Origin of the sequence: Flavobacterium suzhouense (assembly GCF_042684765.1) — a bacterium.
Lineage (GTDB): Bacteria > Bacteroidota > Bacteroidia > Flavobacteriales > Flavobacteriaceae > Flavobacterium > Flavobacterium suzhouense.
In genome coordinates, this window is record NZ_JBHUMD010000003.1 from 78,214 (window position 1) to 99,249 (window position 21,036).

15 protein-coding genes are annotated in these 21,036 nt (G+C 40.0%); 5 read left to right on the forward strand and 10 right to left on the reverse strand.

What is annotated here, in order from left to right:
- The first annotated feature begins 70 nt into the window (after positions 1-70).
- The 3 genes from ACFSR3_RS01210 (at position 71) to ACFSR3_RS01220 (ending at position 2,474) form a co-directional block, all read left to right on the forward strand.
- Positions 71-265: a double zinc ribbon domain-containing protein gene (locus tag ACFSR3_RS01210; RefSeq protein WP_379819352.1), complete on the forward strand. Its 195-nt coding sequence runs from the start codon at positions 71-73 to the stop codon at positions 263-265.
- Positions 244-753 (forward strand): ComF family protein, encoded by a 510-nt coding sequence (locus ACFSR3_RS01215; RefSeq protein WP_379819353.1) that lies wholly within the window; start codon positions 244-246, stop codon positions 751-753. The genes ACFSR3_RS01210 and ACFSR3_RS01215 overlap by 22 nt, the downstream gene beginning before the upstream one ends.
- A gap of 104 nt (positions 754-857) precedes the next feature.
- Positions 858-2,474, forward strand: a complete 1,617-nt coding sequence (locus ACFSR3_RS01220; RefSeq protein WP_379819354.1) for an Ig-like domain-containing protein — start codon at positions 858-860, stop codon at positions 2,472-2,474.
- On the opposite strand, the gene ACFSR3_RS01225 is transcribed toward ACFSR3_RS01220, so the two are convergent.
- The 5 genes from ACFSR3_RS01225 to ACFSR3_RS01245 all read right to left on the reverse strand — a co-directional run bounded on the left by ACFSR3_RS01225 (position 2,458) and on the right by ACFSR3_RS01245 (position 10,843).
- On the reverse strand, positions 2,458-3,225 hold the full coding sequence (locus ACFSR3_RS01225; protein ID WP_379819355.1) for an amidohydrolase: 768 nt from the start codon (positions 3,223-3,225) through the stop codon (positions 2,458-2,460). The genes ACFSR3_RS01220 and ACFSR3_RS01225 overlap by 17 nt on opposite strands.
- A 205-nt stretch (positions 3,226-3,430) precedes the next feature.
- Entirely contained in the window at positions 3,431-4,855 is a 1,425-nt protein-coding gene (locus ACFSR3_RS01230; RefSeq protein WP_379819356.1) for a glycoside hydrolase family 30 protein, read from the reverse strand.
- A 67-nt stretch (positions 4,856-4,922) separates the two neighbouring features.
- Entirely contained in the window at positions 4,923-6,386 is a 1,464-nt protein-coding gene (locus ACFSR3_RS01235) for a glycoside hydrolase family 30 protein (protein ID WP_379819357.1), read from the reverse strand.
- 19 nt (positions 6,387-6,405) lie between these two features.
- Positions 6,406-7,896: a RagB/SusD family nutrient uptake outer membrane protein gene (locus ACFSR3_RS01240; RefSeq protein ID WP_379819358.1), complete on the reverse strand. Its 1,491-nt coding sequence runs from the start codon at positions 7,894-7,896 to the stop codon at positions 6,406-6,408.
- A gap of 10 nt (positions 7,897-7,906) precedes the next feature.
- Complete coding sequence (locus tag ACFSR3_RS01245) at positions 7,907-10,843, reverse strand: SusC/RagA family TonB-linked outer membrane protein (RefSeq protein WP_379819359.1); 2,937 nt, start codon at positions 10,841-10,843, stop codon at positions 7,907-7,909.
- A gap of 391 nt (positions 10,844-11,234) precedes the next feature.
- Between ACFSR3_RS01245 and ACFSR3_RS01250 the strand changes: the two genes are divergently transcribed.
- Positions 11,235-14,153, forward strand: coding sequence for a helix-turn-helix and ligand-binding sensor domain-containing protein (locus tag ACFSR3_RS01250; protein ID WP_379819360.1), 2,919 nt, complete (start codon positions 11,235-11,237; stop codon positions 14,151-14,153).
- A gap of 80 nt (positions 14,154-14,233) precedes the next feature.
- On the opposite strand, the gene ACFSR3_RS01255 is transcribed toward ACFSR3_RS01250, so the two are convergent.
- The 4 genes from ACFSR3_RS01255 to ACFSR3_RS01270 form a co-directional block, all read right to left on the reverse strand.
- Positions 14,234-14,995, reverse strand: a complete 762-nt coding sequence (locus ACFSR3_RS01255) for a succinate dehydrogenase/fumarate reductase iron-sulfur subunit (protein WP_114757578.1) — start codon at positions 14,993-14,995, stop codon at positions 14,234-14,236.
- A 12-nt stretch (positions 14,996-15,007) separates the two neighbouring features.
- On the reverse strand, positions 15,008-17,014 hold the full coding sequence (locus ACFSR3_RS01260) for a fumarate reductase/succinate dehydrogenase flavoprotein subunit (protein WP_379819361.1): 2,007 nt from the start codon (positions 17,012-17,014) through the stop codon (positions 15,008-15,010).
- A gap of 15 nt (positions 17,015-17,029) precedes the next feature.
- Positions 17,030-17,869 carry a succinate dehydrogenase cytochrome b subunit gene (locus tag ACFSR3_RS01265; RefSeq protein WP_169521076.1) on the reverse strand — a complete coding sequence of 280 codons (840 nt, stop codon included), beginning with the start codon at positions 17,867-17,869 and terminating at the stop codon, positions 17,030-17,032.
- 218 nt (positions 17,870-18,087) lie between these two features.
- Positions 18,088-18,939: a ChaN family lipoprotein gene (locus tag ACFSR3_RS01270; protein ID WP_379819362.1), complete on the reverse strand. Its 852-nt coding sequence runs from the start codon at positions 18,937-18,939 to the stop codon at positions 18,088-18,090.
- 182 nt (positions 18,940-19,121) lie between these two features.
- On the opposite strand from ACFSR3_RS01270, the gene ACFSR3_RS01275 reads away from it, so the two are divergent.
- Entirely contained in the window at positions 19,122-20,483 is a 1,362-nt protein-coding gene (locus tag ACFSR3_RS01275) for a hydroxymethylglutaryl-CoA synthase family protein (RefSeq protein WP_379819363.1), read from the forward strand.
- Between the two features lies 1 nt (position 20,484).
- Here ACFSR3_RS01275 and ACFSR3_RS01280 read toward each other — a convergent pair whose 3' ends face one another.
- Positions 20,485-21,036, reverse strand: coding sequence for a hypothetical protein (locus ACFSR3_RS01280; protein WP_379819364.1), 552 nt, complete (start codon positions 21,034-21,036; stop codon positions 20,485-20,487).

Sequence of the window (21,036 nt, forward strand, 5' to 3'; positions counted from 1 at the left end):
AAATCCACACAACATATAGGAAATAAGTTGCTGATTATATATATTTACCCTACCTAAATCACACCCACCTATGATAAAAACTTTACTTAATCTACTCTTTCCAAAACCCTGTTCAGGCTGCGGAACCACGCTTCTTGAAAGCGAGCACCTTGTGTGCACCCACTGCCGGCACGATATGCCGTTTACCCAGCATCATCTTGACGACAACAACGAAACTGCCAAAAAATTCCGTGGCAGACTCCTGTGGAACATGCTTCGTCCGTAGTTTACTTTCACAAAGAGGGTATTGTTCAGGGACTTATCCATAACCTGAAATACCGCGGAAAAGAAGAAATCGGCTCAATGATGGGCCAATGGTACGTACACGACCTTAAGGAAATTGAAGCCCTTAAAGACGTTACCGAGGTTGTACCTGTACCGCTGCATAAAAAAAGGCTTCGTGAAAGAGGTTACAACCAGGTGGAAGGTTTTGGCAAAGCCCTTGCTGAAGGACTGGGAAAAAATTACAATGAAGACATATTGTTGCGAACGCACTATACCAAAACCCAAACTAAGAAAAACCTTGCTGCCCGCGCCGAGATCATCAACGAATCGTTTGATGTCACACCTACTGATTCCGATAACGGCAAGCACTTTTTACTTGTAGACGATGTTATTACTACCGGAGCTACCCTTGAAGCCTGTGGCAAAGCCCTGCTCAGGATACCCGGAGCCAAAGTAAGCATCATAACCATGGCCTACGCACATAGCTAAACCCAAACCCGGCTCCTCTCTTCGGAGAGGGGCTATAACATTTTTTAAAAACATTTCGTTTACAGGGAATATAATCGTTATTTTGTGCAGTCAAAGAAAACGATATGCTGAAATACAGGATTTTTCTCTATATACTTTTTACTTCGCTGATATTCACGTCTTGCGCCAAAAGAGGCAGCATTACCGGCGGAGCAAAAGACACCATCCCTCCATACATTATTGGCAGTTCGCCAAAAAACATGAGCACCCAGTTTAAAGGTACTGAGATACGCATAGACTTTAACGAATACATCAAAATAAAAGATGTAAACAAGCAGCTTATAATTTCTCCTCCTATGGAGTACACCCCTGTTATTACTCCGGCAGGGAGTGCAAGCAAATTCATAAACATAAAGATAAAAGATACCCTTAAGGAGAATACGACCTACAGCTTTAACTTCGGGCAGAGTATCACCGACAATAATGAGGGCAATCCATATTCACAGTTCAAATTTATATTTTCTACAGGTACTTACATAGATTCGCTTACCCTAAACGGCAGGATAAAAGATGCTTACTCCAACAAAACCGACAACTTTGTAAACATAATGCTTTATGAGGCTGATTCAACTTTTAATGATTCAACCATCTACAAGCAACGACCAAGATATGTTACCAACACCCTTGATAGTACGGTTCAGTTCTCACTCCAAAACCTGAAACAGGGCAGATACCATATTGTTGCGTTAAAAGACGCTAACAACAATTACAAGTTTGACCCTAAGTCGGATAAGATTGGTTTCCTTAACCAGACCATCGATGTACCTAACGACACTATTTATGAACTGGAACTCTTTCAGGAAATAAGGCCATTTAAAGCTCTGAAACCTGTACAGGCCACTTCGCATAAATTATATGCCGGTTATGAAGGAAAAGATTATAAAAACATCAAAATAAAAGTGCGTAATGGTACTGATACTGAAGACATACCTTCTATAGCAACCAAAGTAAAGGACAAGGATTCACTACAGGTATGGTTACCACGAAAGCTAACTGCCGACTCATTAAAAGTTTCGGTTACTTATAAAGATTCTATCAAAAAATTTAATGTAAAGTTCAAGGAACTCAAAGCCGCTGACTCATTGAAAATAGATGCCGTACAAAAAGGAGGCCTGCATTTCAGAGAGAAGTTTACACTTTCATCTGTAACCCCTATCGTTACGATAGACAGTACAAAAATAAAGCTCATCAACAAGGACTCTGTTGCCATGAAATACACTATGGCTTATGACGAAATGAAACAGGAACTCTCATTTGACTTCCCTAAAGAAGAAAGCCAGAAATACAACATAACCCTGATGCCGGGTGCTTTAAAGGATTTTTACGAAAAGGAGAATGACACCTTATCCTATACACTACCTACCAGAACATATGCCGATTATGGAAACCTGCGCATAACGTTAGCCAATGCCAAACGTTTCCCACTTATGCTGGAAGTACTTAACGCAAAAGGAGATATAGAGGCCTTTTATTATTCTGAAGGAGAAACCAAGATAAGTTTCGATAATGTATTGCCTGACAAATATACGCTAAGGGTATATTATGACGACAATAAGAATAAAGAATGGGACACAGGGAACTACCTGTTAAAACTTCAGCCTGAGGAGATGATCTATATGCCCAAAGAAATTGACGTACGGGCCAACTGGGATCCTGAGGAAACCTTTAATCTTGGAGGATAAAGCTATCCCTGTCGTTTAAGAAGCCAAACTTGTTTCGGGTTTCGAGCATTGTTTGTTTATCAAGCTCAATAGTTATTACTCCCTCTGATTCAGAGGAAACAGTAAGACTTGCTCCTAAACAGTCAAATACCTGTGAGTGCCCGGGATAATTGTGTCCGTTATTATCCTGCCCTATCCTGTTTACTCCGGCAACATAGCACATATTCTCTATTGATCGGGCACGTAAAAGCGTGTCCCATGCAAGCACACGTGGCGAAGGCCAATTAGCAACATACAACAAGAGGTCAAAATCTTCGGTATTACGGGAGAAAACAGGAAAACGGAGGTCGTAGCACACCAACGGACAAATCTTCCAGCCACGGTAATCTATAACAAGCCTGTCAATCCCTTTCGTGTACGCTTTATCCTCACCTGCCAGCGAAAACAGGTGACGCTTATCATACTGCTTTATTTTGCCATCAGGCATTACAAACAAAAAGCGGTTATAATAGTTTCCATTTTCTTCTATAACCACACTCCCTGCTATGGCACAGTCTTTACACGTCGCTATGGTTTTCATCCATCCTACCGTTTCGCCGTCCATAGTTTCAGCAACCGTTTCAGGCTTCATGGTAAACCCCGTTGAGAACATCTCGGGCAGCAGGATAATATCCGTCGGTTCATTAATGCTGCTTATCAGTTTTTCAAAATTAGAACGATTGGCATTGGCGTCTTCCCAGGTAAGAGAAGTTTGTATCAGAGAGATTTTCATGACAGATTATTAAGTCATAAAAATACAAAAAAAAGAGAAAGCCGTGCTTGCAACACGGCTTTAACTAACCACAACTCTAAACAATTTATTGAAGTAAAATCAATAACTTTTGAAAACCATAACCGGGATTTTACTAAAATTCAGAACAGATGTTTTTTGGAAAGTAACTGTCAATTTAATCCCGGATTATGGTATTTATATGCTTTTACATTACCAGTGTCGCAACAGCACCGGCCTTAAGCGTAATAGTAGTATTCTTTTTGCCGGCATTCACATCAATAGTCTTTACTTCTTTTGATGTATTTTGAATAATGGCAACCGTATTTCCTGACGGTGTTTTGTAAGCCACATTTGGCAGACCTTCAATAACATTCGACAGCACTCTTACCGAACCCGGACGCACAAACTTAGACGCATGTGCAATTATGTAATAAGCCGGCTCGGGAGTTACTGTATCACCTGTGATGGTTACCGCACCAAGGCATCCAACGCATCCACCCCTGTCAGTGTGAGGTTCCTGTTTTTCGTCTGCCGCAAGATTCCATTCCAACACGGTTTTACACCAGTTGTTAGGCGCACCGATAATAAGGTTTTCGATATGCCAGTTTAGCTCATTTGCAAAATTACCCGGCGCTCCTACCCATTGCTCTGTAAAATACAGATTCTTGTCTGGGTGTGCTTCGTGTACCGATGATACAGCTTCTATCTTACCCCCATAAAGGTGAAACGCAGACCCATCAATATATTTTGCAGCCTCTTTATCATTTAATATTGTAATAGGATAATCCGGCCTGTCGGCATTATGATCGTAAATTATGATCTTGGTTGTAATACCGTTCTTTTTAAATTCAGGACCTAAGTGGTCGCGCACAAAAACCTTCTGGTCTTCAGCCAACATTAAAAGGCTTGGGTTATTACCCGGATGAAGTGGCTCATTCTGTACTGTAATAGCATCGATGATGATTCCGTTTTTCTTCATCTCCTGAACATACTTTACAAAGTATTTAGCATAAGCCGTGTAGTATTCAGGCTTAAGGCTTCCCCCGCGTGTGTCTCCGTTAGTTTTCATCCAAACCGGAGGCGACCATGGCGAACCTAATATTTTGATTGAAGGATTTATTTTAAGTATATCCTGCAATACAGGTATAAGGTATTTTTTATCGTAACCCAAATCGAATTTCTCCATATTCACATCGGTCTGTCCTGCAGGAAGATCGTTATAAGAGAAAAGCAGCTCATCAAGATCTGATGCTCCGATGCTTATCCTGATGTAGCTTACACCCAGATCATCAGGTCCTGTACCATATATATGCTGTAATAGTTTTGCTCTTGCCGGCGCACTCATTTTACTGATGTGCAGTACGCTTCCTCCACTAAGGGTATATCCGAAGCCGTCCATTTCCTGGAAAGTTTTACCAGTATTTATGGTTAGCTGTATGTTTTCATTTTTTGGCTGGCTCGTTACCGTTACTGCCTCTTTTTGCAGCAGGGCCGATTTATCAGGCATGGTTATCCATAATCCTGAGGTTTCAGACTTTCCGTTCTTTGCAGAACCACAGCCTGTTACCATAGCTGCAACAGCCATAACAATCACAAATCCTGATAGTAAATTTTTCTTTTTTATATGCATGATAATCCTATGATACAGTGTAGACTATACCAAAATTTTAATTATGTTTCAATTTTTTAGTGCCGGGCTATTGCCAGACGATAGTTGCCACAGCTTGTGGCTCCAGCGAGTAAACGATTTTTTTATCATCAATCTTTACTGCAAATTTTCGTGCCGTTTGCGACGTGTTAAGTACCACCAGCACTTTTGATTCGTCAGCATTAACAAAGGCTACATTTTGTAAACCAAGTGAATTATCAAAATTGGTAGAGTTTACCCTTTTTGCTCCCGGCTTTACAAATTTTGAAAAATGCGCAAGCGCATAATATTCAACATTTTTGGTTACTGATCCGTTAGCAGTAACAGTAACAACACCACGACAATCTATACATCCTCCGTTAGTAGGACCTGAATTGCTGTTAAGTGCAAGGTTCCAAAGCAATACATTCTTTGACCAGTTACGTGTAGTACCTATAAATATATTACCAATACTCCATTTCAGGTTTTCAGCAAAATTGGTGCTCCATCCTCCTCCCGATACCTCGGTAAAATAGAGGTTCTTATTAGGAAAGGCAGCATGTACCACATTCATGGCACCGGCTTCACCTGCATAAGCATGAAAAGCAGAACCATCTACATATTGTGCCGCCTGAGCATCACCTAAAATACTTAATGGATAATCTGTCCTGTCGAAATTATGATCGTAGGCTATAATTTTGGTTGTAAGTCCGGCTGCCTGAAGTTTAGGGCCAAGACTGCTTTTTATGAAATCGGCCTGCTCTACGGCAGTCATTTTCATTGTTGGATAGGTATTTATTTCGTGCAATGGCTCATTTTGCGGCGTAATCGCATCAATGGTAATACCGTGTGCAGCATAGGCATTAATGTATTTCACAAAATAATTGCCGTAAGCATCATACCATTCCGGTTTAAGGCTACCACCGTTCATGCTTTGGCTGGTTTTCATCCATGCCGGAGCACTCCACGGGCTACCCATAATTTTAATGTTTGACGCATAAGCCAGTATTGATTGCATTACCGGAACAACATCAGTTTCATCCGGAGCTATCGAAAAGTTAGCAAGGCTGGCATCAGTACTGCCTGCCGGCATATCATCATAACTAAAGTTTGCAGACGAAAAATCTGAAGCTCCAATAGTGAGACGCAGATAACTAAGTCCTATACCTTCGGTTGTACTGAAAAGGTCTTTTAGCAGGGCGTCTTTTTGAGTTGCATTCATCCCATTGATAACAATGGCCGAAGAACCTGTTAATGCAGCACCAAAGCCTTCAATCTCCTGATACTGCTGAGAGAAATCAACAGAGATTGAAGGATCTGTGGTGGCATTAGTATCATAAATAGATGCTCCTGAAGATTGTTTGCTCAAAAGCTTGGTCTGTTCGCCATTGGTAACCCACACATTGGCCGTTCCAACAACATTCCCTGACTCAACAGGTGTTACCGGAGGCCCGGGATTGCCCGAACTGTCTTCACTTCCTGAACAGGAAAAAAACAAAGCAGCCAAACCTATATAAACAAACGATTTCTTCATAGCAGTCTATTGCGATATATTAATTATAACCTGTAGTTTGAACAAGGTTAGGATTTCTGTTTAGCTCTCTTTGAGGAATAGGAAGGAAAATCTCATAATCCTGCATGTTGTAGTTTACAGAGTTACCAGTTCTTAGATCTACATCATCAACAGCGTTCATGGTTTGTACAGCAACATTGTTTCTTACAAGGTCATCCCAACGGTGTGCTTCCTGAGCAAGCTCAAGTCTTCTTTCGTTAAGGATTGCTGTTTTCATCAAATCCTGAGAAGCTCTCACGTTTGCAGCAAGAACCCCGATATTTGCTCTTAACCTGATCTGGTCAACAAGATCAGCAGCAGCTCCTGACTGTCCCTGATTGTTAAGCGCTTCAGCTTTTAGAAGGATAATATCCGCTAAACGTAAAAGATAAACATGGTCTGAACTTGCCCATCCCATAGCATTTTTCCATTTGTAGTTAAAAGGAATTGAACTTCCTACTGCGTTACCCCAGTACTCATCTGCCCAAGGTGCATCTTCAAAAAGGATATTTGCATCTTTACGTACTACATCGCCTTCAGCATCATACGCATCAACAAGGTCATGCGAAGGTGTTACGAATTTTCTCCATGTATCACCACTCTTAGATGGAGGAAGGTGCATTTGCGGAGCCCATGAACCTTCGTTACCTCCTAAATATTGTATCTCAATGATTGACTCCGAATTATTGTAATGAGCACCATCAAAAAGATCAGCATAGCTACCTAAAAGCTGGTATCCTGCAGGGCTGTTTATTACAAGGTCAGCATAGTTTACCACCTGACCCCATTCCGGCATAGGTTGTTGTGCATAAGCCTTTGCAAGTAATGCATAAGCAGCACCTTTAGTAGCACGTGCTTTATTTACAGAAGAATCAGTTCCGTAATCATTCGGAAGTTTTTCGGCTGCAAGTTTAAGGTCAGCAATAATCTGAGCATAGGTTTCTTCCTCTGTAGCCCTGAAAACACGAACTACAGAAGGATCTCCCGATTTGGTGCTTTCAAGAATCAATGGCACACCTCCAAATAATCTTGCAAGTGTAAAATAGTGGTATGATCTTAAAAAATAAGCCTCACCAATAATTTGCTCTCTTCTTTCCTCAGTTAGCAAACGTTGCACGTTAGGTGCCTGTTCGATAACAATATTAGCTTTTAAAATTGCATTGTAAATCGCAGACCATGCATTATAGATCCTGTCATTTGTAGGTTCTACGTTTATGGCATCAAGCTGGAATATTTGTGCATTATCCCCTCCTGCATAGTTATTATCAGAACGAACGTCTGAGAACAAAACATGATCCCATACATAATAGTCGTTACCCTGAAAAGACTCATACACGCCAGTAAGTGCCGCTTCAAGCTGATCACCTGTCTGGTAAGAGTTTTGTGCCACTCCTTCAGAGATTGGCACCGTATCCAGATTTTCATCACATGATGCAAGCATCAAACCTGCAAGCAATAAAACTGAAATTGATTTTTTATTTAGAATTTTCATAATCATTTATTTATAGTGAAGCCCTGATACCGAATATAATGTTTCTTGTTTGCGGATATGTACCGTAGTCAATTCCAATTGTCGTGTTACTGTTTCCTCCAAAGTTAACTTCCGGGTCAAAACCTGAGTAATTAGTAAAAGTTAAAAGGTTTTCTCCTGTTGCATACAATCTTAATGAACTGATACCAATCTTGTCAAGAACGCTCTTCGAGAAATCATAACCCAATGTAAGTGCTTTAAGTCTCAGATAAGAACCATCTTCAACATAATGAGTAGAAATTTCAGAATTCTTTGTTAACCCATTTGTCTCAACTCTTGGCACATTAGTTATATCTCCCACGTTTTGCCATCTGTTAAGCACTGCAGTACTTTGATTTCTTGAATCCATCATACTTTCAGTATCAAAACGTGAAGCATTCAGCATGTCGTTACCCTGAGATCCCTGGAAGAAAATATTCAGGCTAAAGTTTTTGTAGCTGAAGTTATTTGTGAAACCATAAATAAAATCAGGATTTGCATTACCAATTATTTTTTTATCCTCTTCAGTCGGATCAAAAGTTGGCTCACCGTCGGCACCTATGTAGTATACATTACCTGTAGCAGGATCTACTCCTCCCCATTGGTAACCGAAGAACTCACCAAGCGCATGTCCTTCCTGCACTAGTATTGCATCACCTCTGGAAGCTATACTTCCATAGTTATATTTTTGACCAAGCAAATTAGTCACCTCATTTCTGTTGAAAGAAATATTGAAATCGGTAGACCATTTAAAGTCTTCGCCATCAAAGTTTACAGTACTTAACTGAAACTCCATCCCTTTATTCTCAAGAGCACCGGCATTCATTGTAACATCATTAACACCTGTTGTTCTTGGTAGAAGTACACCCAAAAGTAAGTCGTCACTTGTTTTTTTATAGGCATCAACGCTAAATTTTATCCTATTATTGAAAAGTGCTAAGTCAATACCAAAATTTATCTGCTCTGAGGCTTCCCATCTAAGATCGCTATTTTGTATTGATGCCGGGTAATTACCAGGCTGTGCAGCACCTCCAATTGGATAGTTTGATCCCGGTGTAATTCTTTGATACCATGTATAATTACCAATGTTGTCATTACCAACTTTACCCCAACCTGCTCTTAGCTTAAGGTCATTGATCGCTGTAACATTTTTAAGGAATTCCTCATTAGAAATTCTCCATCCCGCAGAAAACGATGGAAAATAACCCCATTTATGGTTTGGTCCAAATCCACTTGAAGCATCTGCCCTGAAGTTAGCAGTGAACAGGTATTTATCATCAAAAGAGTAATTGATTCTTGAAATAAAAGACGAATTGTACTTTTCTGCTTTACTTGCTGTAGCAGTATTAATTGTTGCCCCCGCATTTGGAGTAGGAACACCATCACCTGCAAATCCTCTTCTTTCAATATCAGCGCTTTCCCATAATGATTTTTGGTAAACAGTACCTGCAACAGCCTCTATAGCATGTTTTTTTACATTAAGCTTGTAGTTTAATGTATTCTCATACATGTAATAGTTATAACGGCTTGTATTGTAGCGGCTGATACCTTTCATAGCCCTACCGTAACTGGTTCTGTACGGGTCAAGGAAATAATCATAAGCCGTATTATTATGATCTACGTTAAGAGCAGACCTGAATGTAAGTCCTTTAAGAATTTTAAACTCACCATATACGTTACCAAATACACGCTGAAGTCTGTATTGTCTTTGTGCTCCATCAGTATTTGAATATGGGTTTTCCCAGTTTTGGAAAGGGTTACTTGTAAATGAACCGTCTTCATTGTAGATACCAATGTTTTGTGGCGTATTAAGCACTCCAAGAAGAACTCCTCCGCTTCCAACTCCATTACTGTCATTCACATCAACATCAGTATAATCTACGTAGTTAATACTAGTACCTATTTTTAACCAGTCTGTAACTTCCTGAGTTAGGTTTACTTTAAACGTTTTTCTGTTCATTTCGGCACTTCTTACAGCACCTTCCTGGTTTACAACACCACCAGACACATAGTATGAAGTCTTGTTGCTTTTTCCTGAAAATGATACCTGATGGCTGTTTGAAACTCCGGTTCTGAAAATTTCATCCTGCCAATTCGTATTGTACTGATATCTTGGATCATCCCAGAAACCTGGAGAAGTCCCTAAGCCTCTTTCAGCTTGTAATTCTTTATATTGCTCAGCATTAAGCACATTAAGTTTTTTCCATACTGTCTGGAAACCTGTATACGTTTCATAAGTAAGTGTTGGCTTCTCACTCTTACCCTGTTTAGTGGTAATAATAACAACACCATTACTACCCTGAGAACCATAGATAGCCGCCGAAGAAGCATCTTTAAGGATTGATATCGTTTCAATATCAGCAGGATTCATAGCACGTGTATCCGAAGTGATTACACCATCAATTACATAAATAGGGTCACTACCCGCAGTGATTGATGAAGTACCACGTACCCTTACACTAAAACCACCTCCTGGCTTACCTGTGTTAGATGTTACCTGTACACCTGCAGTTTGTCCCTGTAATAAACTTGACACCTGATTGTTTACACGGTTTTCAAATTTTTTACCGTCAACAACACCTACTGCACCGGTAATGTCTTTTTTCTGTTGCGCACCATAACCTACTACCACGACTTCCTGTAATAGTTGGGCATCTTCTTTAAGTTGTACTTTCATTGATGATGATGCAGTAACTTCCTGGCTTGCATATCCAATGTAAGTGAACACTAAAACATCTCCTACCTGGGCATTAATGGCAAAATTACCATCCATGTCGGTAGAAGCATTAGTGGTAGATCCTTTTACCAGAATATTTACTCCCGGCAGGGTCATACCTGTACCTGCATCAACAACAGTTCCTTTTACCTGAGCAAAAGTCGCTGCCGAAAAACACAGGAACAATAAGATTAAGTAGTTTTTAAATCGCATAAGATTTTGTTTGGGTTAGGGTTAATTTTAAAGCAATGAAAACCATCAGGTTATGCCTATTTAGCAATTCTTAATGAACCAAATTAAGAAAACAGCAAATTTAGCATAGCCGAAATCGTTTTCGACTCAAATTTTAGTGAAGCCAAATTATAATTATGCCTTTTAACATTTAAAAAAGGCTATACACTTTGCGTACACCATTAGCCAAAAACGTACTCTCAAACACCTACCTTTTTTTTATAATTATTTGTATAACAAAAATTTATACATTAAAAAAAATGAGTAGTTTTGTACTATAATAGCCCCTCAATTTTGACAAACCGAATGTTAATTACATCGTTTGCGGTATTTTTCGTATTAACACCGGCTTAAAAAAGATTTAACAAACAGCATGAAAAAAAACTTTATCTATATTTTCTCACTTCTTTTATTGCATTATTGCTTATCAGCACAAAACAACTCGTCTGACCACCAAAAACTCTCCGGAAAAATAACCCAGTATAGCAGAACCGATTTTAATGCCGATCCCCAATTCTGGTGTATGACCGAAGACAAGTCAGGAACCATATTTTTCGGCAATAATGACGGGGTTGTAATTTTTGATGGTGAACACTGGCAAAAGCTCAACCTGCCAAACAACTCATCTGTCCGTAGCCTTGAAATAGACAAAAAAGCCGTCATTTATGCCGGGGGTTACAATGAGATTGGTACTTTACAAAAAAACAGGAATGGAAAATTTGTTTACAAATCACTCATTGAAGAACTTCAGCTTGAAGGCAAAAACATTGAGAATATTTGGGACATTAAAGCTGTAGACGACCGAGCAATATGCCGTTCGTTTAACGAGCTGATCATTATTACCAATAAAATCGCAACCCATATCCCGGCAAATACTTCTTTCATTTATTCAAACCTTATTGGTAAAGATTATTATATGCAGGACTCCAATTACGGCATCCTAAAACTTGAATCGGGAGGAATTGAGCCTAAAATGGCTTTCGAGGCAAAACAATACAACAATGAGGAAATTGTATCCCTATTACCGGGAAATACTCCCGGAAATGTTTTAGCCATAACCAAGCAGGGAAACATCTATGAAGGAAATCCATCAACAGGTGTTTTACAGCTTTTGAATAATGTATTTGACACCAACAGGCGCGACATTGTATCTTCTGCTATAAAATATGCTAATGGCGATCTTTTTATAGGAACCCTGAGCAACAAAATCATAATGACCGACAGCAAAGGATTTACCATCCCCAGCCCTGCTGTTTTACAGGATCTTCAGGATGCTGTTATTCATAAAATGTATACAGCAGCAGATGGCAATATTTGGGTGCTTGAAAACAATGGCCTTGCGTACATCGACTTTACTTCGCCATACACCTACCTATTCAACAAAGCCTCTGTTTATGATGCTCTTACATATAGTAACAGTCTGTACCTTGCTACCAACCAGGGCGTGTATTATTCTTACTTCAACAGCAAGACACCTTCAACCACCCATGACTTTAAAAAAATCAATAATCTACACGGCCAGGCATGGTCGCTGCAACAATTGGAAGGCGACATCATAGTGAGCCACGACAATGGCCTTTTCAGGATTGAAGGCGATAATGCCATAAAAATCGGTACGGTTTCAGGCTTCTGGAAAGTAACCCCAATTAAAAGTAAACCCCACTTTTACCTTGCTTCTCATTACAATGGTCTCTATCTGCTTGAAAAAAGTGACGGAGAATGGTTGTTGCACGAAAAACTGAGTGGATTTGACGAATCGGCAAGAGATATACTTCCCGCCGACGAACCTTATACCTATTGGGTATGTCACGGTTACAAGGGTGTCTTTAGAATTAGGATTAATCCATCCTATACCCGTATAAGCTCTGTAGACCATTACACAAACAAAAACGGACTCGAGTCAGCATTCAATGTAAATGTTACACGTTGGAACAACGAGGTCGTTTTTACTACCAATACCGGCATCTACCGATTTGATAATAAGCACAATCGCTTCACTCCTCACGCAAGATTAAACGCTATACTTGACCCTGCTAAGAACACCAGAAAGCTTATGCAGTCCGGCAATAAAACCTGGTTTGTACAGGATGATGAAGCCGGCTACTTTTATACAGCTGAAAAGAAACCGGAGCTTCATAAAGATCTTTTCCTTAACCTCAAAGGCAGCTTTAATCGTGGAATGGAGAGCATAGCCCCTCTTGCAGGAAACAACATTCTGTTTGGCACAACCAATGGCTTGTTTATGTACACAGTTTCTAATCCTGGACTCAGCCCGGGCATAAACACAAGCATTACCCAGGTATCATTTTCCAGAGACCAGCAGTTAAACCTGCTTCCTCTTGACAACAATAAAGACAATCCCGAAATACTACCCAACCAAACGGACATCCTGCGTTTTGAGTTTGCTTCTCCAAAAATGACGCACGGAACGGAGATACAGTACAGCTATAAGCTTGAAAATGTAGACAACAACTGGTCGGCATGGCAAAACATTGCTTACAAAGAATACACACACCTTAGGCCGGGCAATTACACTTTTAAAGTCCGCAGCCGAAACACAGCAGGTCTTTTAGGTAAGGAAACCACCTACTATTTCACTATCCTTCCTAAATGGTATCAAACAAATCTGGCCTATGCATTGTATGTTATCATAGCCGCATTGCTAATTATAGCCATTGTGCGGTATGTTAAACGAAAAATCGAACGTGACCACGAAAAAACAAAAACAGAGGCTTTAAAAGCTAAAAAAATGCTTGAGCTGGAACTTGAACAATTGAAATTACAGCGTGATAAAGAGCAGATCAATAAAGACCGTATTCACCTGCAGGAAGAAGTACTTAACAACAGTAAGGAACTGGCTAATTACACTATGCTTCTCATTAAAAAGAAAGATATTTTCAACGAGATAACCACCGACCTTAAAGAACTTAAGGATTACGTTAAAAATGACGATTCACGCAAAAAACTATTACAGATATTCCAAAAGCTGAATACCCATAAAATAGGCGAAGAATATCTGGAAGTATTTGACGTGAATTTTGAGAAGGTGCATCATAACTTTTTCGAAGAACTGAAGAAGCTGAATCCTACACTTACCAAAAGGGAATTAAGGCTTTGTGCGTTCGTAAAAATGAATCTTACCAATAAGGAGATATCACCTTTACTAAATATTTCGCTGAGAGGTGTTGAAAATGCCCGCTACCGTATCCGTAAAAAACTTGAAGTAGCCCACGAAGACAATTTTGTAGCTTTCCTTGAAAATGTCGCCAAACAAGCGGAAACATCAGCATAGATTAATAACATTTAGCACGTATCATAATAAAAATGCCCCGCTTTTCAGCGAGGCATTTTCTATATAACTAATCTTGTAGATTATTTAACGCTTGCGAAAAGGTATTCCCTGTTCATACGTGCAATGTTCTCAAGAGAGATTCCTTTAGGACACTCAACTTCACAAGCACCTGTATTAGTACAGTTACCGAATCCTTCTTCGTCCATTTGTCTTACCATGTTAAGTACACGCTGAGTTGCCTCAACTTTACCTTGCGGAAGCAATGCATACTGAGATACTTTTGCTCCAACAAACAACATAGCAGAACCATTTTTACAGCTTGCAACACAAGCACCACAACCGATACATGCAGCAGCCTCGAAAGATCTGTCAGCATCATGTTTAGGCACCGGAGTAGCATTAGCATCGATAGTACGTCCTGAAGTGTTCACAGAAACGAAACCACCTGCCTGCTGAATTCTGTCAAAAGCAGAACGATCAACAATAAGGTCTTTTATTACCGGGAAAGCTTTAGATCTCCATGGCTCAACATAAATAGTATCACCATCTTTAAAAGATCTCATGTGAAGCTGACAAGTAGTTACTTTACTTGCAGGTCCGTGAGCTTGTCCGTTAATGTAAAGCGAACACATACCACAAATACCTTCACGGCAATCGTGGTCAAACGCCACAGGCTCTTTCCTTTCGTTAATAAGCTGCTCGTTAAGCTGATCAAGCATTTCAAGGAATGAACTCGCAGTAGAAACATTATCAAGTTTGTAAGTTTCTATTTGTCCTTTAGATTTAGCATCTTTCTGACGCCAGATTTTAAGGTTTATATTTATATTTTTATTAGAACCCATCTCTGTTGAATTTTATTTGTAGTTCCTTGCGGCAATTTTAATATACTCGTAGTTAAGAACTTCTTTATGAAGCTTTTCGTTATTAATATCGCTGCCGCCATATTCCCAGGCACCTACGAAATTAAAGTTAACGTCATCACGAAGGGTTTCACCCTCGCTGTCCTGATATTCTTCCCTGAAGTGACCACCACATGACTCGTTACGCTGAAGTGCGTCCATAGCCATAAGCTGACCAAGTTCCATAAAGTCAGCTACACGGATAGCTTTCTCTAACTCAGGGTTAAGTTCATTTGCAGAACCCGGAACATACACATCTTTGTAGAACTCGGCTCTTAGTGCATCGATCTCAGCAACAGCTTCTTTAAGACCCTGTTCGTTACGACCCATACCTACTTTGTTCCACATGATGTTACCAAGGCGTTTGTGGAAATGATCTACCGATTTAGTACCGTTGTTGTTAAGGAAACCATCAATTTGTGCTTTAACAGCATTCTCAGCCTCAACGAACTCAGGAAGATCTGTAGAGATCTTACCTGTACGGATATCATTTGCAAGGTAATCTGATACTGTATAAGGAAGTACAAAATACCCATCAGCAAGACCCTGCATCAAAGCAGAAGCTCCAAGACGGTTAGCACCGTGATCAGAGAAGTTAGCCTCACCCGCTACGAAACAGCCAGGAATTGTACTCTGAAGGTTATAATCAACCCAAACACCACCCATGGTATAATGTACCGCAGGATAGATCTTCATTGGGGTTTCATACGGATTCTCATCAGTAATCTGTTGGTACATCTGGAAAAGGTTACCGTATTTCTCTTCTAACCAAGCTTTACCAAGTTTGATAACTTCTTCGTCAGAAGGATGGTGGTTACCGGCAGCATAAGCAGCCTGTTTACCTTTACTGATGATCTCAGAAGAGAAATCAAGGTAAACACCTTCGTTAGTATCATTAGCCTCGATACCAAAACCTGCATCACAACGCTCTTTTGCAGCCCTAGACGCAACGTCACGAGGCACAAGGTTACCAAACGCAGGATATCTTCTTTCAAGGAAGTAATCTCTATCCTCTTCAGCAATCTGAGTCGGTTTTAGTTTACCGGCACGGATAGCCTGAGCATCTTCAATTTTCTTAGGAACCCAGATACGTCCTGAGTTACGAAGCGACTCAGACATAAGCGTAAGCTTAGACTGGTTTGTTCCGTGAACTGGGATACATGTTGGGTGAATCTGTACGTAGCAAGGGTTTGCAAAGTACGCTCCTTTTTTATGTATTTTCCATGCAGCAGTTACGTTACTTCCCATTGCATTTGTAGAAAGGAAGTATACATTACCATAACCACCCGAAGCGATGATTACAGCGTGCGCTGAATGTCTTTCAATTTCTCCTGTAATAAGGTTACGTGCAATAATACCACGTGCTTTGCCATCAATCTTAACGATATCAAGCATTTCGTGACGGTTGTACATTTCAACACGGCCAAGACCTATTTGTCTTGAAAGTGCAGAGTAAGCACCTAACAATAACTGCTGACCTGTTTGTCCTGCAGCATAGAAAGTACGCTGTACCTGAGTACCACCAAACGAACGGTTGTCTAGCATTCCGCCGTAGTCACGTGCAAAAGGAACACCCTGAGCCACACACTGGTCAATAATGTTACCTGAAACTTCAGCAAGACGGTGAACGTTTGCTTCACGCGCTCTGTAGTCACCACCTTTTATAGTATCATAAAATAATCTGTAAACACTATCACCATCATTCTGATAGTTTTTTGCGGCATTAATACCTCCCTGAGCAGCAATAGAGTGCGCACGGCGTGGAGAATCCTGGAAAGCAAATGCTTTAACATTGTATCCCATCTCACCAAGGGAAGCAGCAGCAGAAGCTCCTGCAAGGCCTGTACCTACAACAATTACATCAATCTTTGGTCTGTTGTTTGGGGCAACCAGTTTTAAATGGTCTTTATAATCTGTCCATTTTTTGGATATATGCCCTTCGGGTATCTTAGAATCTAACATAGTTACTGATGTTGATTATTTTATAAAAAAGTGAATATATACAGGGATAACAGCAAACAATAGCGGAACTATTATTGCAAATGCATACCCAAATGATTTAATGAATCCGTTGTATTTAGGATTGTTAGCACCCAAAGACTGGAATGCACTACCAAAACCGTGGTAAAGGTGGAATCCTAAAACTACCATAGAGATTACATATAGAATTGTATAAAGCAATCCGTACTGAGGCTGCTTGAAGAAAGCAACAGTAATCTTGTAAAGATCTTTATAACCCTCTTTAATTTTCACATTAGCACCTGCATCATAAAATTCAGTTCTGTTCTCAATTTTAATCTGACCCTGATCTACCTGCATTTTAGGAATATAACCACCATCAGTAGTTACATAGAATTCCTGAGGCATACCACCTGCATTGATGCTGATAGTCTGAAGCGGCATTGCTTTATCAAAGTGCATTCTTGCCCAGAAACTAACCATGTGCGTAACAATAAACACAAGGATAATAGTCCCCAGAACCGCCATGTTTCTTGACGCCCAGATAGTGTTTTTACCTGGTTTGTTCATTACATATCTAACAGGTCTTGCTTTGCGGTTCTGCACTGTAAGCACAATACCATCGATAGCATGGAAAATGATAGAGATGTAAGTTAAGTAAGATAAAATTTTTACTGCCGGGTTGGTTGTCATGAATAATGCGTACTGATTAAAGTGCAGTGCAGCATCTTTACTAGTAGACAATAATTGAAGGTTACCCAGTAAATGTCCTGTAAGGAACAGGCAGAGAAATAAACCTGTTAAAGCCATCCAGTATTTCTTGGCGATGGAAGACTTCAAAAATGCAGATTTTGCCATAGTGTATGTTTAAAAAGATAAGGTTTTTAAAAAATCAAACAAAAATAAGGCATAAATACTATTCATCACAACCCTTATTGCTTATTTATAATCAGTATAAAGTGGTAGTTTTCATAAAGTATTTGCAATAAAAAAGCGGTTTTAGGAATTTTAAATTCCTAAAACCGCTATAAATCTGCAATATAAATCAGAATACTATATTTCTAAAACAATTATAACTATTGCGTTTTCGTCATGTCTTCATCAACAACAATAATAAAATCAGCCAGATTAAGGCTTTCTTTATCCAGTTTTGAGACATCCTTTTGCGACACAGCGGCTATTGTTATGATTTTCACCTGAGGTTTTGTTTTTTTAAGGTACCAGTTAATTCCCTCAAAATTATTACTGTGATACGTTCCGTTATAGTGAATGAATACAGTGTCCGGCTTCAGGTTTTCAGCAATAAAATATCCCATAGTAGCATCTTTTATTGCCTGAGCCTTAGGCATATTTGGCGTAGCATGGTCACCCATCATCTTCATCATACCAATATAGCCAGGAAGATTAGCATCATATTCAATAGGCAGTGGCGCTATCCATTTTTTTTCTTCTGCCGGAAGGCTGTTTAAAGACTCCAGACCTTGTTTATTTACCTGTCTTGCATAACGGCGTGGCACATTGGTAGCGATAAATGGGAAGTGCTTCTCCTTTGCATAATCTACCAATGGTTTATAATCGGTTTTATGGTTAGGCCAAAGGCGTGCCGTACTGTCAAAAACCTTTTGATCAATCTCTCCTTTCAGGTACTGATCCAGTTGCTTTTGGTTATCAGCCTCTATCATTTCGGCACCAAGCAAAAGGTTGTGTTTTTCACCAAGATCTTTCGTCAGTTCCAGCTGCAGCCAATGTATCAGCGAATTATCGTGAAGTTCTCCAAAGAATACCACTTCGGCATCTCCTGTTGCATTCAGCATCTTTTTATAGGTCACGGATTTACCTTCTTTATTGAATATCTGGTAGCCTTGCTTATCCTGAGCAGCAGTAAAAGCGAAAAGGAAAAAAGCAGCCAAAAGCGAATAAAATTTCATTGCGTATTGATTTGTATGTAATGCTTCGCAAAAATAGGCATTACTCCTTTATTTAGAAATTGTCTAATTAAGAAATTTACACCCTTTTTTCTCATAATTTGATAAAAATGGCGTTCAAAACTATTTTTAGGATATTCATACAACGATACCTGCTTAACTTTACGTTTCCAAAAAACACAAACATGAATACTGGAATTGATGCGATAGCTTTTGATGTCGCAAAACTGCACCTGCCTATAAAAACCCTTGCTAACGCAAGAAATATTGACCCCGATAAACTTGAAAAGGGCCTTGGCCTGCTAAAAATGACACTGCCCGATGCACATCAGGATGCAGTGGTATTTGCAGCAAACGCACTCACAAAGCTTATCACGCAGAACAGTATCAATCCGGCGGAGATAGCCCGAATTTATGTAGGAACCGAAAGCGGCATTGACAGTAGCAAGCCTATAGGGTCGTTCCTGACAACGCTTATGGAACAAAAGTTTGGCGAGAATACTTTCAGCAATTGCGATACGGTCGATTTTACATTTGCCTGCATTGGCGGAATAGATGCCCTTCATAACTGCCTGGATTACATCAGGCTGAATCCGACTAAAAAAGCCATAGTAATCACCACCGACATTGCCAGATATGACCTTGAATCTACCGGAGAGTATACTCAGGGTGCGGGAGCACTGGCTATGCTGGTGACTGCAAATCCACGCATCATCGCTATAGGCAACGAATGGGCCGTGAGCACCAAAGGGGTTTTCGACTTCTTTAAGCCGTACAGAACTTTATCAAAGAGGAATATTACCAACCATGAGGAAAACGAACCGTGGTTTGGCAATCTGGAAGCTGAAATAGAAATTCACAAAGACCAGCCGGTTTTTGACGGACAGTATTCCAACCAGTGCTATACCGACCGTACCCGCGAAGCATATTACCGCTTTAAAGATGCAACCAATACTAGAGGTTCGCTATACGATACCTGGGAAAGCATCATTATGCACCTGCCCTATGCCTTTCAGGGCCGCAGGATGTTTGCCGAGATCTTTGCGCTTGATGCCAATATTCCCTTGCTAAACGGTAATGAAGACGCTGCCGATTACCAGAATCGACTGAAAGAAATAGCAAAATCAGAAGAATACAAAACTTTTGTAAACCGGAAACTGCAACCTGCCGAACCGGCATCATCCGCCATTGGCAACCTATATACGGGTTCCGTATTCATGGGGTTATTATCCGCTTTAAGTCATTTCTCCAAAGCTGATACAGATATCACCGGAAAGAAATTCGGTTTCCTTGCGTACGGCAGCGGATCGAAATCGAAGGTTTTTGAAGGAACGCTTCAGCAAGGCTGGAAAACTGCAGCACAAAACGCACAGCTTTTTGAAACCCTTGCCGAAAGTCAGGAAATAGGTTTTGACACTTACCTGAAACTCCATAAAAAAGAGCAGAAAGCAAGCCTTTTAGCACCATCCGGCGAATGGGTACTGGACAGGATAGAAAAAGATATCCCGAATTTGATTGGAGCGAGGTATTATAAATGGGTGGAGTAAGCTACTCCGCCATTTCTCCTAAATCAACTTCTTCAATTACAGCTTTACCATTTACTATTGTAATTCCATAATTATCACAGACATCCGTATCAGGCTTGCAAAGACTGATCATTAAAGGAATATTTCCCTGTTTGGATGACGCGTCCATCACTGCCGATTGTAAAAGAAGCTGAGCAAAGTCGCCATTAGTGTTGTACTCTCTGAATATTTCTTTATTTATAGTGATGGTATCCTGCGTATTCTTATTAATCAAATGGAAAATTTTTTCTCTGTACTTAGTTGTCACCATATCTTTCCCGTTATCATCATAGATAAATTGCGAGACCATAGAAATCTTATCCGTTTCTTCTTCGATAACTTTGAATGTATCTGCTCCAAAAATAACTTCCCCTACTTCTTCAACAGGTTTTCTTGGAGGATCCGGAAGACTATCATCGAATTCCTTTATTATTTGATTTGCTTCATTATCGCTCATCCCCGGTTTATCAGACACCTGTTTTTTACAGCTAAAACATCCTGAAAAAACAAACATCACAACGACAAATCTGAACAC